Origin of the sequence: Nitratidesulfovibrio sp. D1 (assembly GCF_051133415.1) — a bacterium.
Lineage (GTDB): Bacteria > Desulfobacterota > Desulfovibrionia > Desulfovibrionales > Desulfovibrionaceae > Cupidesulfovibrio.
Map to the genome: position 1 here is coordinate 97293 of NZ_JBPGNZ010000008.1, position 14728 is coordinate 112020.

Genomic DNA, 14728 nt, shown 5'->3' on the forward strand with positions numbered 1-14728 from the left:
CATGTGCCGCATGGCGTCGCGGGCGTATCGCCCAAAGACCGCCGCCGGGAACGGAGGGGCGGGCGGGGGAGGGGCGGATCACGCCATTGCCTGCTGCCCAGTCCGGATCTATCCGGATATATATGGAACGCGCACGCGCGTGGCGCGGCATGCTCCGGCGCCGCTTGCCCGGTACGGGGCGCCGCGCGCGGGCAGGCCCCGGCGGGCGTTTCTGCCGTTTTTTCGGGCCTCGCCGAAGAAACCGCTTGACGGTGGCGGCGTGCCCATGTAGATACCCCTCCTGCCTCGCAGGTGTAGGCGCGTAGCTCAGGGGGAGAGCACTTCCTTGACACGGAAGGGGTCAGCAGTTCAAATCTGCTCGTGCCTACCACACCGAAAGCCCAGAGAGGGAGGTTCCAGCCTCCCTTTCTTGTTATGGTGCGCGCGGCGGCAACAACAAACTCACCGAGGAGATTCGGCGTGAACGTGACCATCGAAGGACAGGTGTTCGACGTGCAGTCCGGCGTCTCCTGCCGTGACGCCCTCAAGGGCGCCCTGAGCGGGAAGAAATTCAAGAATGTCGTGGCCTGCCGCTGCAACGGCGCCCCGCTCGACCTCACCGCCACCGTGCCCGCCGACACCACCGCCATCGAGCCGGTCTACGCCGATTCGCCGGAAGGGCTCGAGCTCATCCGCCATTCCGCCGCGCACATCATGGCGGAGGCGGTGCAGAAGCTGTTCCCCGGCGTCAAGGTGACCATCGGTCCCGCCATCGACAGCGGGTTCTACTACGATTTCGATTACGAGCGCCCCTTCTCCGTGGACGACCTCGAAGCCATCGAGGCGGAAATGCAGAAGATCGTGGCCGCCGCGCTTCCCTTCACGCGCACCGAAATGTCGAAGGACGAGGCCATCGCCCTGTTCGAGGGCATGGGCGAGACCTACAAGGTCGAGATCGTGCGCGACATCCCGGCGGACACGGTGTCCGTGTACCGCAGCGGCCAGTTCGTGGACCTGTGCCGCGGCCCGCACATTCCGGACACCAGCTTCGTCAAGGCGTTCAAGCTGCTGTCCGTGGCCGGGGCCTACTGGCGCGGCGACGAGAAGAACCGCATGCTCTCGCGCGTGTACGGCACCGCCTTCGCCGACCCCAAGGCGCTGAAGGAGTACCTGCACCAGATCGAAGAGGCCAAGCGCCGCGACCACCGCAAGCTGGGCCAGCAGCTGGACTTGTTCGCCTTTCACGAGGATGTCGCCCCCGGCATGGTCTACTGGCATCCCAAGGGCATGCTGCTGCGCACCATCCTCGAGGACTTCCTGCGCAAGGAACACCTGAAGCGCGGGTACGAACTGGTGCAGGGGCCGCAGCTGCTGCGCCGCGAGGTGTGGGAAAAGTCGGGCCACTACGACAACTACCGCGAGAACATGTACTTCACCGTTATCGACGACAACGCCTATGGCGTGAAGCCCATGAACTGCGTCTCGCACATGCTCATCTACAAGAGCCACCTGCGCAGCTACCGCGACCTGCCGCGCCGGATGTTCGAACTGGGCGTGGTGCACCGCCACGAAAAGTCGGGCGTGCTGCACGGCCTGCTGCGGGTGCGCCAGTTCACCCAGGACGACGCGCACATCCTGTGCCGCCCCGACCAGCTGGAAGCCGAGATCATCGGGGTCATCGCGCTGGTGCGCGACCTGATGGGCCTGTTCGGGTTCGACTACCGCATCGTCATCTCCACCCGGCCGGAAAAGTCCATCGGCTCGGACGAGGACTGGGACCGCGCCACCAACGCGCTCATCGGCGCGGTGGCCACGGCGGGCCTGTCGTACACCGTCAACGAGGGCGACGGCGCCTTCTACGGCCCCAAGATCGACGTGAAGGTGACCGACGCCATCGGCCGCGAGTGGCAGCTGTCCACCATTCAGGTCGATTTCACCTTGCCTGACCGATTCGACTTGGTGTACATCGGGCAGGATGGCGAGCGTCATCGCCCGGTTATGGTCCACAGGGCCATCCTGGGTTCGCTCGAACGCTTCATCGGCGTGCTCACCGAGCACTTTGCCGGGGCCTTCCCCACGTGGATCGTCCCGGTTCAGGCGCGCCTGCTGACCGTCACCGACGCCCAGAACGATTTCGCCCAGGGCGCGCGTGAAACGCTTGCGGCGGCCGGTCTTCGCGTGGAGGCCGATACGCGCAACGAAAAGCTGGGCTACAAGGTCCGCGAAGCCCAGTTGGAAAAGATCCCCTACATCCTCGTGGTGGGGGACAAGGAAGTGGAGGCCGGGGGCGTCAACGTGCGCCTGCGCACCGGCGAGAACCTTGGCCTCAAGACACTTGCCGAAGTGGCGGATATGATCAGGGCGGACTGCCAGGAACCATTCAAACGTGGAGGAATGAGCTATAGCTTCTCCTAACAACAGGATGCGCCGCGATATCCCGCAGGACAGCGTGCGGCGCAATGAACAGGTCCGGGCCCGCGAGGTGCGGGTCATCGGGGCGGACGGCGAACAGCTCGGCATCCTGTCGCGCAACGACGCCATCGCGCTTGCCAAGGAGCAGGGTCTCGACCTCGTCGAGGTGGCCGCCACGGCCGACCCGCCCGTGTGCCGCGTGATGGACTACGGGCGCTTCAAGTACGAGCAGCAGAAGAAGAAGGCCGAGGCGAAGAAGAACCAGACCGTGATCCAGATAAAGGAAATCAAGGTCCGGCCCAAGACGGATGACCACGACTACGACACCAAGGTCAGGCACATCCGCCGCTTCATCGAGGAAGGCGACCGCTGCAAGGTCACCGTGTTCTTCCGCGGGCGCGAAATCGTCCACAAGGACCGCGGCCAGTCCATTCTCGACCGCATCGTCGAGGACACCAAGGACATCGCCAAGGTCGACCAGGAAGCCCGCGCCGAAGGCCGCACCCTGTTCATGATGCTCGCTCCGCTGCCGAAGAAATAGGCCGTTTCGGCCCTTGCTTCCGGCGCGTTTTTATCGCATTATGCCCCCTCTCGCCGGGGGTGCGGTCGCTTGCGCCGCTGCAACCGACCGGGAATTTTCGACGATCCAGTCCTTGAGAAGGCACACCGGGTCCTCCGCCCAGCGGGGGGCTTCGTCATGCGTCCGTCGCCGCCTTGGCGGCTACGGCGCGAGCAGAGAACGGCAAGGAGTATCCAATGCCCAAGATCAAGACCCGGCGTTCCGCCGCCAAGCGCTTCTCCGTGACCGGCAGCGGCAAGTTCAAGCGCCGCAAGCAGAACCTGCGCCACATCCTCACGAAGAAGAACGCCAAGCGCCGCATGCGCCTCGGCCAGTCCGCCACGGTGGACAGCACCAATGAGAAGGCTGTGCGCAGGATGATGCCCTACGCCTAACGAAGGCGTTCAAAAAAGTACTTTTGCCCTCCGGCTGCGTCGGACTCGCCTTTTGCTCCGGTCGAGTACCCAAGAGTACACTCCCTTCGCAAAAGATTCGTCCTCCTTGCCGGAGAACAAAATTCCTTTTTTTGAATCGCCTTCGTCGGGGCTCGCGCCCCGGCAGGGCAGGCTCCCGTCATGGGAGCGCATCTCCCGCACTTTACACTTATCCGCTCCGCTGGCCCGGTCTCTCGCCTCGCGGAGTCAAGATCACGATGGAGGTATTCCATGCGCGTGAAGAGAGGTCTCGCCTCCCACAGGCGTCACAAGAAGTATCTGGACGCGGCCAAGGGTTTCCGTGGCGGCCGCAGCAAGCTGTACCGCACCGCCCGCGAGGCCGTGGAACGTTCGTGGATGTACGCGTTCCGCGACCGCAAGGTGAAGAAGCGCGAATTCCGCAAGCTGTGGATCCTGCGCATCAACGCCGGCGCCCGCATGCACGGCCTGTCGTACAGCAAGTTCATGCACGGCCTCACCCTTGCCGGCATCTCCCTGAACCGCAAGGTGCTTGCCGACCTTGCCGTGCGCGAGAAGGAAGATTTCGCGAAGCTGGCGCAACTCGCCGCCTCGAAACTCAACTAACCCCCCACGGGGTCTCTACGCATGGACCTTCTCAAGGAACTGGAAAGCCTGGTCCCGGAACTCGAAAGAGGCCTGGACCAGGCTTCGTCATTGACCGAGCTTGAGGAACTGCGCGTCGCCTTCCTTGGCCGCAAGGGGCGTCTTGCGCAGATCATGGGCCGCCTGCCCGAACTTTCGCCCGAGGACCGGCCCCGCCTGGGGCAGGCCGCCAACGGCGTCAAGATGGCCCTCACCGAGCGCTTCGAAGGCCGCAAGGCCACCCTCGAAGCCGCCAGCGAGGCCGCCGCGCTTTCGCGCTTCGACCCGACCCTGCCCGGCCGCGCGCCGTGGCGCGGTTCGCTGCACCCGGACACCCTGGTCATGGAGGAAATCTGCTCCGTGTTCCGGGGCCTCGGCTACGACATCGTGACCGGGCCGGAAGTGGAGATGGACCACTACAACTTCGAAGCGTTGAACATGCCCGCCGAACACCCGGCGCGCGACATGCAGGACACCCTGTACGTCACCGAGTCTATCCTGATGCGCACCCACACCTCGCCGTTGCAGGTGCGCACCATGCTGGCGCGCAAGCCCCCGGTGGCCATCATCGCCCCCGGCAAGGTCTATCGCCGCGACTCGGACATCACGCACACCCCCATGTTCCACCAGATCGAAGGACTGATGGTGGACAAGGGCGTGAGCATGGCCGACCTGCGGGGCACGCTCACCTCGTTCCTGCGCACCGTGTTCGGCGGCGACACCAGGGTCCGCTTCCGCCCCAGCTTCTTCCCCTTCACCGAGCCCAGCGCCGAGGTGGACATCTCGTGCTGCATCTGCGGCGGCAAGGGGCACCTGGGCAACGAACCCTGCCGGGTGTGCAAGACCACCGGCTGGGTCGAAATCCTGGGCTGCGGCATGGTGGACCCCGCCGTGTTCACCGCCGTGGGCTATGATCCGGAAGAGTACACCGGCTTCGCCTTCGGCCTCGGCGTGGAGCGCGTGGCCATGCTCAAGTACGGCATCGGCGACCTGCGCATGTTTTTCGAGAATGATGTGCGGTTCCTGTCGCAGTTTACGTAGCTACTGGCCCCGGATGGGTCTTTCGCCCGCTGGCGGCGTCGGGCGCGTCTTGTGCCCCGGTTGCGCGAGAGTCACGTACGGGAAAAGTACGCTCGCCTCGGCCAAGGCTTGCCCTCCTTGCCAGCGAACGAAATCCCTCATCCGGGGTTGCTGCTGTCATGACCACCGTTTTTCGAATGCTTCTGCGGGGTAGTCCTGCCCCGCCCGGAAGGGGTGCAGGGGACAAGGTCCCCTGCCCGCCGGAGGCGTAAGAACGCCTGGCGACGCCTGCCCCTTCGCAAACTTTCTCATGGAGTAGCCCCATGCTGCTGTCCCTTGCCTGGCTGCGCGAATTCGTTCCCTTTGAAGGCACCGCCGAACAGCTCGGCGACCGTCTGACCATGCTCGGCCTTGAACTGGAGGAAATCCGCCGCCCGTTCGACGCCATCCGCACCATCGTGGTGGGCCACGTGGTGGAACGCGCCAAGCACCCCGAGGCCGACAAGCTGTCGGTGTGCAAGGTGGACGCGGGCCAGGGCGAACTGCTGGACATCGTGTGCGGCGCGCCCAACGTGGCGGCGGGCCAGAAGGTGCCGGTGGCCCTGGTGGGCACCGCCATGCCCGGCGGCATGGTCATCAAGAAGGCTAAGCTGCGCGGCCAGCCCTCGCACGGCATGATCTGCTCCGAGCGCGAACTGGGCCTCAGCGACGACCACGAAGGCATCATGGTCCTGCCCGAGCACTTCACGGTGGGCAGGCTGCTGGTGGACGAGCTACAACTGGACATGGAGGTGTGCGACATCTCCATCACGCCCAACCGCGCCGACTGCCTCTCGGTGCTGGGCCTTGCGCGCGAGGTGGCGCTGGGCTTCGGCCTGCCGCTGACCCTGCCCCGGCTGAATCTGGTGGAGGACGGTCCGGACTGCTCCGGCGAGGTGGCCATCGAAATCGCGGACCCCGCGCTGTGCCATGCCTACCACGGCCGCATCCTTGAAAACATCCGCGTGGGCAAGAGCCCGGCGCGCATTCGCCACCGTCTCACGGCCATCGGCGTGCGTCCCATCTCCAACATCGTGGACGCCACCAACTACGTGATGATGGAACTGGGCCAGCCCATGCACGCCTTCGACCTGGACCTGCTGGAAGGCGGGCGCATCGTGGTCTCCCCGGCGGTGGCGGGCGAGCGCATCGTGACCCTGGACGGCCAGGACCGCGCGCTGGTGGCGGGCGACCTGCTGATTCGCGACGGGGTGAAGCCCGTGGCCCTGGCGGGCGTCATGGGCGGCGCCAACTCCGAAGTTTCCGACGCCACTACCCGCGTGCTGCTGGAAAGCGCCGTGTTCCGCCCCGGCACCGTGCGCCGCACGGGCCGCAGGCTGGGCCTTTCCAGCGAGGCTTCGTACCGCTTCGAGCGCGGCGTGGACCAGGCCGGGGCGGTGTACGCCATGCACCGCGCCGCCCAGATGATGGCCGAACTTTCCGGCGCGCGGCTGCGCCCCGGCGTGTGCAGCGCGGAACCGCGCCCGTGGGCCAGCCCCGCGTTGCGCTTCCGCCCGGCGCGCGCCCGCATGCTGCTGGGCCTTGGCGAGGACGCCATCGGCGACGGGTTCTGCGCCGACACCCTGACCAGCCTCGGCTGCGTGGTGGACAAGTCCGGCGGCGGCGACTGGAAGGTTTCCGCCCCCAGCCACCGCCTGGACTTCGAGCGCGAGGCCGACCTGATCGAGGAAGTGGGCCGCGTGTACGGGCTGGACGCCATCCCGCCCGTGCTACCCAAGGTCATGCGCCCCCTGGACCAGGCGGGCGCGCCCGTGTCCGAGTACGATTTCTGGACGCGCATCAAGGGCTGGGGCCGGGGCCTCGGCCTCAACGAGGCCGTCAACTACAGCTTCGTGGGCCAGAAGGATCTGGACCACCTGGGGCTGCCCGCCGAAGGCCGCATCCCGATCATGAACCCGCTTTCGGAGGACCAGAACGTGCTGCGCACGGCGCTGGCCCCCGGCCTGCTGAACAACCTGCGCCACAACATCGCGCAGGGCAACGCGGGCCTGCGGCTGTTCGAACTGGCGCGCATCTTCACGGCGGACGACACCTCGGAAACCACCGCCCGCGAACGCGGCCGCCTGGGCATCCTGATGTACGGCGCGCGCCACGACAGCGCCTGGCCCAACCCGGAAGCCGACGCCGACTACCTGGACCTCAAGGGCGTGGTGGAACACTTCGCGGCCTTCCTGCACCTGGGGCAGCCGCGCTGCGAGATGGCCGACGCGCCGCACCCCTTCCTGGCCCCGTGCGTCGCAGTGACGGTGCAGGGCAGGGCGCTGGGCGTCATGGGCCGGGTGAAGCCCGACCTTGCCGACGCCTACCACGCCCGCAAGGACGTGTGGCTGGCCGACATCGACCTCGACGCCGCGCGCCAGTTGCACGACGCGGTGGCGGTGCGTTTCGCCGCGCTGCCGGTGTACCCCCCGGTGCGCCGCGACATCACGGTCATGGCGCCCGCCGCGTTGCAGGCGGGGGCGGTGCTGGACCACGTGCGCGGGATGAAGCTGCCGCTGCTGGAAGGCGTCGAACTCATTGATGTCTTTGCCCCCGAAGACCGCGAGGAGCGCAACCTGACCTTCCGCATGACCTTCCGCCACGCCGGGCGCACCCTGAAGGACGCCGAAGTGGACAAGGAACGCGAGAAAGTGGCAAGTTCGCTCCAGCAGGCGCTTTCAGTCCGGCTCTAGAAACCGGGCGGGGAGCGCCGCGTGCCCGCCCGTGAGCGGGGGCAAGCGCGAACAAACCGGGAGACGGCATGGCGGAGCGGACATACCGGATAGGCGAGGCGGCGTCGCTGCTGAACCTGAAGACCTATGTCCTCAGGTTCTGGGAAACGGAGTTTCCCCAGCTGGTTCCGCTGCGCACCGAGAAGGGCCAGCGCCTCTACACCGAGGCGGACCTGGCTCTGCTGCGGCGCATCCGTTTCCTGCTGCACGAGCGCGGCCTGACCATCGAGGGGGCGCGCCGCATGCTGGCCGAGCGCGGGGCCGCACCCGCACCCGACATGTCCGATCTGCCCGGCGACGACGATTCGCCCGCCGACGCCGATGCAGCCGCCGATCTCGACGGCGATTTCGATGCCGACGGCCCGGCCCATCCCGGCGCGCAGGGCGGCATCCTGTCCGCATCCGCCTCGCGGGTGCAGGCGTGGGACCAGTACCTGCACGGCCTGCTGCTGCCCGAGGAAGGCGAACCTGTCCCGACAGGCGACCGGAACGGACATGCCAATCCGCAATCGGCGGAGGCCGCATCGGGTTCCGGCGCGGCGTCCGGAACGGTGCGCGAGATCATCGCGGAACTGGAGGCCATGCGGCGCCTGCTGGTCGGTGCGGACTGACCGTTCCCCTCTTTTCCGGCTGGCGAGGCCCGGCAGCGCCGCCCGCCGTCCCGTTTCCGCCGTTCCCGGCCGCGCGCCGCGCAACCGGACGCAACGGTGGTTTCCCGCAACCGCGCATCCGCGCCACGAGCACCGCATGATCCTTTCCCCTTCGCTGCTGTCCTCCGACTTCGGCCGCTTGGCCGACGAACTGGCCGCCCTGGAGGCCGCCGGGCTGTCCTGGGTGCACTGGGACGTCATGGACGGCGCCTTCGTGCCCAACATCACCTACGGCCAGCCGGTCATCGGGCACTTGCGGAAACAGAGCCGCCTGTTCTTCGACGTGCACCTGATGGTGGAACGCCCGGAACGCTACCTGCACGAATTCGTGGACGCCGGGGCGGACATGCTGGTGGTCCACGCCGAGGCTACCCCCCACGTGCAGCGCGCCCTGGCCGAAATCCGCCGCCTGGGCGTCAAGTCGGGCGTGGCGCTGAACCCGCACACCCCGCTTTCGGTGCTGGACTACGTGCTGGACGACGCGGACATGGTGCTGATCATGACCGTGAACCCCGGCTTCGGCGGCCAGTCGTTCCTGCCCGCCAGCTACCGCAAGATCAGCGAGTTGCGCGCCATGATCAACGCGCGCGGCCTGTCCACGCTCATCCAGGTGGATGGCGGGGTGGACCCGTCCAACACGGCGCAACTGGTGCGCAGCGGGGCCGACGTGCTGGTCTCCGGCTCGGCCTTCTTCAAGTTTCCGCCGTATGCCGAGCGTCTGAAGGCGTTCGAGGCGGCGGCCAATTCCGTATTGTAAGCGCAACCGGGGCGGGCGGGGAGTTCCCGTGGCCGGGAACGTCCAATGCGCTCCGCTCCATTCATTTTCCCGTTGCCAGAAGGCGCGGAACGGACTAGTCGGGTGTGGGCGCCGCCGCAGGGCAGTGCCCATCTCTCGTGTCTGCGGCGCATCCCGCCGCGCCCGTCCCTTGTGTGTTTTCCGGCGCGCCGCGCCGTACCGCTGCATCGCCAACGGCGCCGGGCGCCCGCCCGCCGCCGCATCGAACCCCGCTGGAGGTTGCAATGCCGTCTCGCAAGGAACTCGCCAACGCCATCCGCGTGCTCAGCATGGACGCCGTGGAAAAGGCCAAGTCCGGGCACCCCGGTGCGCCCATGGGCATGGCGGACATCGCCGAAGTGCTCTGGAACGACTGCCTGAAGCACAACCCCGCCAACCCCAAATGGGCCGACCGCGACCGCTTCGTGCTTTCCAACGGGCACGGCTCCATGCTCATCTACTCGCTGCTGCATCTTTCCGGCTACGACGTGAGCATGGACGACATCCGCAACTTCCGGCAGCTGCATTCCAAGACCCCCGGCCACCCCGAATACTCCATCACCCCCGGCGTGGAGACCACCACCGGTCCGCTGGGGCAGGGCATCGCCACCGCCGTGGGCATGGCCATGGCCGAAAGGCTCATGGCCCAGCAGTTCAACCGTCCCGGCTTCGAGGTGGTGGATCATTCCACGTACGTCTTCCTGGGCGACGGCTGCATGATGGAAGGCATCTCGCACGAGGCGTGCTCGCTGGCGGGCACCCTGGGCCTCGGCAAGCTGACCGCCTTCTATGACGACAACGGCATCTCCATCGACGGCGACATCGCCGGGTGGTTCGCGGACGACACCCCGGCCCGCTTCGAGGCATACGGCTGGCACGTGGTGCGCGACGTGGACGGCCACGACGGCGAGGCCGTGGCCGCGGCGGTGAAGGCCGCCCGCGCCGTGCCCGGCAAGCCCAGCCTGATCTGCTGCAAGACCCGCATCGGCCAGGGCGCGCCCACCAAGGCGGGCAGCCACAATTGCCACGGCTCGCCCCTGGGCGCGGCGGAAATCGCCGCCGCGCGCGAGGCCATGCACTGGCCGCATCCGCCCTTCGAGGTGCCCGCCGACATCTACGCCGGTTGGGACGCCCGCCCGCGCGGCGCGGCCGCCGAGGCCGCCTGGAACGACCTGTTCGCCCGCTACCGCGCCGCCCATCCCGAACTGGCCGCTGAATTCGAACGCCGCATGGCGGGCGACCTGCCCGCCGACTGGCAGGCGGGCGTGGCCGCTGCCCTTGCCGCTGCCGACGGGGCCAGGGAAACGCTGGCCACCCGCATCGCCTCGCGCAACGCCCTCAACGCCGTGGCCCCGCTGCTGCCCGAACTGGTGGGCGGCTCGGCCGACCTCACCGGCTCGGTGGGCACCTGGCACAAGGGGTCCAAGCTGGTCACCCCGGGCGACTGGTCCGGCAACTACATCTCCTACGGCGTGCGCGAGTTCGCCATGGGCGCCATCATGAACGGCCTTGCCCTGCATGGCGGGTTCATCCCCTACGCGGGCACCTTCCTGATCTTCTCCGACTACGCCAAGAACGCCATCCGCCTGTCCGCGCTCATGGGCGCGCGGGTGGTCTGGGTGCTCACCCACGACTCCATCGGCGTGGGCGAGGACGGCCCCACCCACCAGCCGGTGGAACAGCTGGCCGGGCTGCGCCTGATCCCCAACGCGCAGGTGTGGCGTCCCTGCGACACCGTGGAAACCCTGGCCGCGTGGCAGGCCGCCGTGGAATGCGCCACCGGCCCCACCTGCATCTCGCTGACCCGGCAGGACGTGCCCTTCGTGGAGCGCACCCCCGAGCAGCGCGCCGCCATCGCGCGCGGCGGCTACGTGCTGCGTGACTGCGCGGGCACGCCGGAAGCCATCGTCATGGCCACCGGCTCGGAAGTGCAACTGGCCCTGGCCGCCGCCGATGCGCTGGCCGCCAAGGGCCGCAGGGTGCGCGTGGTGTCCATGCCGTCGTCCACCCAGTTCGACCGTCAGGACGCCGCCTACCGGGAATCGGTGCTGCCTTCCGCCGTGCGGGCGCGCGTGGCCGTGGAGGCCGCCGCCGTGGACGGCTGGTGGAAGTACCTGGGCCTGGACGGCAAGGCCGTGGGCATGACCGGCTTTGGCGAGTCGGCCCCCGGCAAGGTGTTGTTCGAGTACTTCGGAATTACGGCCGAGAAGGTCATCGAGGCGGTGGAATCCCTGATCTAGGAACCCACAAGGGTCTTTTTGCCTCTGCCTACGTCAGAATGCCTTTTTATTCCGGTCACGTACGAGAAGAGTGCGCTGCTGTCCCCATCCGTAACACTCGCGCAAGCGCTCGCGTAACGGCTGCGGCACGCTCCCTCCATAAAAAGGCGTTCTTCCTTGGCACAGACAAAAACCCCTCTTGTGGCAGTATCGCCAAGTGGGACGTTGCTGCCCGCATGGACGCGAAGAGCACGGGAGGCGGCCCCCGCCCCCCGGTCTGGACACCGGGCGCGAACGTGGTAGGATGCAAATGCCGCGTTCGCGCCTTTTCTTTTGCCAACCAAATCAAGCCAATCGAGCAGTAGAGGGATATCCATGGCCGTACTCAAGATGACCGACCTTGATCTGAAGGGGAAGCGCGTCCTGCTGCGCGAAGACCTCAACGTGCCCCTCAAGGATGGCAAGGTGACCAGCGACAAGCGCATCCGCGCCGCGCTGCCCTCCATCGAAATGGCCCTGAAGGCCGGTGCCCGCGTGCTGTTGGTGTCGCACCTGGGCCGCCCCACGGAAGGCGAGTTCGACCCCGCCTTCTCGCTGGCCCCGGTGGCCGAACATCTTTCCAGGGCGCTCGGGCGCGACGTGCCGCTGGTGCGCGACTACATCGACGGTATCGAGGTTGCGGAAGGGCAGTGCGTGCTGTGCGAGAACGTGCGCTTCCTGAAGGGCGAAAAGAAGGACGACGAGGCCCTGGGCCGCAAGCTGGCCGACCTGTGCGACATCTTCGTCATGGACGCCTTCGGCGCGGCGCACCGCGCCCAGGCCTCCACCCACGCCGCCGTGCGCTTCGCCAAGGTGGCTTGCGCCGGTCCCCTGCTGGCGGCCGAACTGGACGCCCTGTCCCGCGCCCTGGATGCCCCGGCCAAGCCCATGGTGGGCATCATCGGCGGCTCCAAGGTGTCCACCAAGCTCACCCTGCTGGACACGCTGTCCAAAAAGGTGGACCGGCTCATCGTGGGCGGGGGCATCGCCAACAATTTCATCAGGGCCGCCGGGTACGAGGTGGGCCGCTCACTGTACGAGCCCGACCTTGTTGAGGAAGCCGCCCGCCTGATGGCCGCCGCAAAGGCCGCCGGGGGCGAGATTCCCGTGCCGGTGGACGTGGTGGTGGGGCCGGAATTCGCGGACTCCGCCCCGGCCACGGTGCGCAAGGTGTCGGAGGTGAAGCCGGACGAGATGATCCTGGACATCGGCCCCGAAACGGCCGCGTTGTACCGCGACATCCTGATGCAGGCGGGCACCATCGTCTGGAACGGCCCGGTGGGCGCGTTCGAGGTGGAGCAGTTCGGCCAGGGCACCAAGGCCCTGTGCATGGCCGTGGCCGACAGCCCGGCCTTCTCGCTGGCGGGCGGCGGCGACACCGTGGCCGCCATCGAGAAGTACGGCGTGGTGGACCGCATCTCGTACATGTCCACCGGGGGCGGGGCCTTCCTGGAGTTTCTGGAGGGCAAGACCCTGCCCGCCGTGGCCGTGCTCGAGGAACGTTCCGGCAAGGGCTAGCATAGGGTAGGGCGAGCGCCGGCGCACTGCGGGCAATCCCGTGGGTGCGGCGGCCCGCGCCATGTGTTTCACGCGGCGCGTTTCCGTTGGTCCGGTGGCTGATGCCATCGGCAACGGGAGCGCGCCGTTGACGTTTCACGCCGGGGCACTGCATGGGGCGCGGCGTGGATGTTCCGCCAACGCTCCGCACCTCTCGGGCGCGGGCGTATACGTCGGATGGACGGGAAGGGCAGGGGGGAGAAAAGGCCCAGGCCGTTGCATTGCATCGCCGCCGCGGATGCCGCCGGTACGTTGCCGCATCGTGCTGCGCAACGTGCGTGCGCTGCGCGTGCCGCCGGGGGCAGGACCGGATGAAAGCGGCCATTGACGCAGGTTTTCGTCGTGGCGTGCAGCAAGGGTGCGTGGCGCTGCGTCCATTTTGCGTTTCCGTTTCCGTTTTTTTGCTACGCTGCTGTTGACTTGCTGTAGTGGCGGATGTAAGAGCGGCGATGTGCCGTAACCGGTGCCGATGTTTCGGCGTCGTCGCTTCGGCCCCGTCGTTCAATTCCCGCGGAGGTCCAGTATGGATGACTTTTTGAAGGAAGCATTGGAAATCGTGAAGGCGCAGGCCGGCGTGCGGACCATGACGGAGGACGAGATCACCTCCATGGTGCAGACGCTGGCCAATGGCATTCGTGCCATCAGCCTCGGCGAGGCCGAACCGGAAGAGGCATGCGAAACCTGCGGCGACCCCCGCAAGGCCGTGAAGGAAAAGTCCATCACCTGCCTTGAATGCGGCAAGTCGTTCAAGATCCTCACCCGCAAGCATCTTGCCTCGCATGGCCTCGACGCCGTCGCCTATCGCGAGAAGTGGGGCCTCAAGAAGAGCACCCCGCTGGTGTGCAAGGCGTTGCAGCGCGAACGCCGCAAGAAGATGAAGGACATGAAGCTCTGGGAGAAGCGGCGCAAGCACGTTGCTTCCTAGGCGGGGGGCGACGGCCGCGTGCCGGACAGCCTCGGGAGGGCCGCGTGTTGCAGCGGCGCCGCCGAGAATTCGCGACGGAAAAAGGCCGTCCTGCGTTGGCAGGGCGGCCTTTCGCCATTCCGGGAAGGAGCGTGGGCGCTCAGTTGTCCAGTGCGCCTTCGCCCACGATGAGCGAGCGGCCGCCGTCGTCGGAACCGTCGGATCGGGGTTCGCGCTCCGTGGCCACCATGCGGTAGCCGAAGCTGACATAGAGCGGGCCCTTGTCCTCGGGGTCAAGGTAGAAGCGCGTCTCGAAGGGGATGGCCCCCTCGTCGCCCACGGCGCGGGGCAGGTAGTCGTATTCCGCGGCGTCCAGCACCCGGCCCGAGGCGTCGCTGAGGTAGACCATCACCGTCAGTTGTTCGTACCACCTGGCCCAGGCGGGCAGGGCGCCCGGCACGGGACTGGCCTGGCCGCGCACGCCCACCGATTCGCGCAGGGGCACCACGCGGTAGGTGAAGCGCAGGTACTGCATGGAAACGGTTTGCGGGGTGTCGCTCTGCAATTGCGCACGGGCAAGGTGTCCCACGGTCTGCCTGGCGCAGCCCGCCAGCAGCGCCAGGCACAAGCCCGCGACCAGCACGGCCGTCAGTGCGGCGGCCTGCCGGGGCGGGCGGCCGGAACAGCCGGAGGAACGGGGCGGAATACTGCGCGGCGAAAGGAAAGACACGGGCATGACATCTCCGGCGGTTGCGGGACGCGCGCTGTGCGCTGCAAGATGGTGCGCCGTGGCGGGGCGGTGGGTC

Annotated in this window: 11 protein-coding genes, 1 tRNA gene and 1 pseudogene; 12 read left to right on the forward strand and 1 reads right to left on the reverse strand. The window is 67.5% G+C overall.

All coding sequences use genetic code 11. The features are described 5' to 3' along the window. Positions 1 to 295 precede the first annotated feature (295 nt). From ACR4XJ_RS15210 to ACR4XJ_RS15265, 12 genes and pseudogenes are all read left to right on the forward strand, one after another. Positions 296 to 370: transfer RNA gene (locus ACR4XJ_RS15210), tRNA-Val, on the forward strand. A gap of 89 nt (positions 371 to 459) precedes the next feature. Further along, complete coding sequence (gene thrS / locus ACR4XJ_RS15215) at positions 460 to 2394, forward strand: threonine--tRNA ligase (RefSeq protein WP_434756006.1); 1935 nt, start codon at positions 460 to 462, stop codon at positions 2392 to 2394. A 7-nt stretch (positions 2395 to 2401) separates the two neighbouring features. Next, a complete protein-coding gene (infC, locus tag ACR4XJ_RS15220) occupies positions 2402 to 2932 on the forward strand; it encodes a translation initiation factor IF-3 (RefSeq protein ID WP_333506394.1) in 531 nt (176 codons plus the stop codon). A 215-nt stretch (positions 2933 to 3147) separates the two neighbouring features. Continuing rightward, complete coding sequence (gene rpmI / locus ACR4XJ_RS15225; protein ID WP_012612126.1) at positions 3148 to 3345, forward strand: 50S ribosomal protein L35; 198 nt, start codon at positions 3148 to 3150, stop codon at positions 3343 to 3345. Between the two features lie 270 nt (positions 3346 to 3615). After that, positions 3616 to 3969, forward strand: coding sequence for a 50S ribosomal protein L20 (gene rplT / locus ACR4XJ_RS15230; RefSeq protein ID WP_007522954.1), 354 nt, complete (start codon positions 3616 to 3618; stop codon positions 3967 to 3969). 21 nt (positions 3970 to 3990) lie between these two features. Further along, complete coding sequence (gene pheS, locus ACR4XJ_RS15235) at positions 3991 to 5028, forward strand: phenylalanine--tRNA ligase subunit alpha (protein ID WP_434756007.1); 1038 nt, start codon at positions 3991 to 3993, stop codon at positions 5026 to 5028. A 302-nt stretch (positions 5029 to 5330) separates the two neighbouring features. Next, entirely contained in the window at positions 5331 to 7739 is a 2409-nt protein-coding gene (gene pheT, locus ACR4XJ_RS15240) for a phenylalanine--tRNA ligase subunit beta (RefSeq protein WP_434756008.1), read from the forward strand. A gap of 68 nt (positions 7740 to 7807) precedes the next feature. After that, positions 7808 to 8042: pseudogene (locus ACR4XJ_RS15245) on the forward strand (MerR family transcriptional regulator); the annotation flags it as partial. Positions 8043 to 8525: 483 nt separating this feature from the next. Beyond that, positions 8526 to 9185, forward strand: a complete 660-nt coding sequence (gene rpe, locus ACR4XJ_RS15250) for a ribulose-phosphate 3-epimerase (RefSeq protein ID WP_434756009.1) — start codon at positions 8526 to 8528, stop codon at positions 9183 to 9185. Between the two features lie 263 nt (positions 9186 to 9448). Next, a complete protein-coding gene (tkt, locus tag ACR4XJ_RS15255; protein WP_434756010.1) occupies positions 9449 to 11443 on the forward strand; it encodes a transketolase in 1995 nt (664 codons plus the stop codon). A gap of 354 nt (positions 11444 to 11797) precedes the next feature. Continuing rightward, entirely contained in the window at positions 11798 to 12979 is a 1182-nt protein-coding gene (locus ACR4XJ_RS15260; RefSeq protein WP_434756011.1) for a phosphoglycerate kinase, read from the forward strand. A 562-nt stretch (positions 12980 to 13541) separates the two neighbouring features. Then, complete coding sequence (locus ACR4XJ_RS15265; protein WP_434756012.1) at positions 13542 to 13943, forward strand: MucR family transcriptional regulator; 402 nt, start codon at positions 13542 to 13544, stop codon at positions 13941 to 13943. 139 nt (positions 13944 to 14082) lie between these two features. Here the strand turns inward: ACR4XJ_RS15265 and ACR4XJ_RS15270 are convergent, their stop codons facing one another. Beyond that, positions 14083 to 14658 carry a hypothetical protein gene (locus tag ACR4XJ_RS15270; RefSeq protein ID WP_434756013.1) on the reverse strand — a complete coding sequence of 192 codons (576 nt, stop codon included), beginning with the start codon at positions 14656 to 14658 and terminating at the stop codon, positions 14083 to 14085. Between the last annotated feature and the right edge of the window lie 70 nt (positions 14659 to 14728).

What these genes read in the sequence shown, in the direction of transcription:
- rpe (WP_434756009.1), top strand. Translation starts at nt 8,526, where the DNA reads ATGATCCTTTCCCCTTCGCTGCTGTCCTCCGACTTCGGCCGCTTGGCC.
- ACR4XJ_RS15270 (WP_434756013.1), bottom strand. Translation starts at nt 14,658, where the DNA reads ATGCCCGTGTCTTTCCTTTCGCCGCGCAGTATTCCGCCCCGTTCCTCC.
- pheT (WP_434756008.1), top strand. Translation starts at nt 5,331, where the DNA reads ATGCTGCTGTCCCTTGCCTGGCTGCGCGAATTCGTTCCCTTTGAAGGC.
- rplT (WP_007522954.1), top strand. Translation starts at nt 3,616, where the DNA reads ATGCGCGTGAAGAGAGGTCTCGCCTCCCACAGGCGTCACAAGAAGTAT.
- tkt (WP_434756010.1), top strand. Translation starts at nt 9,449, where the DNA reads ATGCCGTCTCGCAAGGAACTCGCCAACGCCATCCGCGTGCTCAGCATG.
- ACR4XJ_RS15260 (WP_434756011.1), top strand. Translation starts at nt 11,798, where the DNA reads ATGGCCGTACTCAAGATGACCGACCTTGATCTGAAGGGGAAGCGCGTC.
- infC (WP_333506394.1), top strand. Translation starts at nt 2,402, where the DNA reads ATGCGCCGCGATATCCCGCAGGACAGCGTGCGGCGCAATGAACAGGTC.
- pheS (WP_434756007.1), top strand. Translation starts at nt 3,991, where the DNA reads ATGGACCTTCTCAAGGAACTGGAAAGCCTGGTCCCGGAACTCGAAAGA.
- rpmI (WP_012612126.1), top strand. Translation starts at nt 3,148, where the DNA reads ATGCCCAAGATCAAGACCCGGCGTTCCGCCGCCAAGCGCTTCTCCGTG.
- ACR4XJ_RS15265 (WP_434756012.1), top strand. Translation starts at nt 13,542, where the DNA reads ATGGATGACTTTTTGAAGGAAGCATTGGAAATCGTGAAGGCGCAGGCC.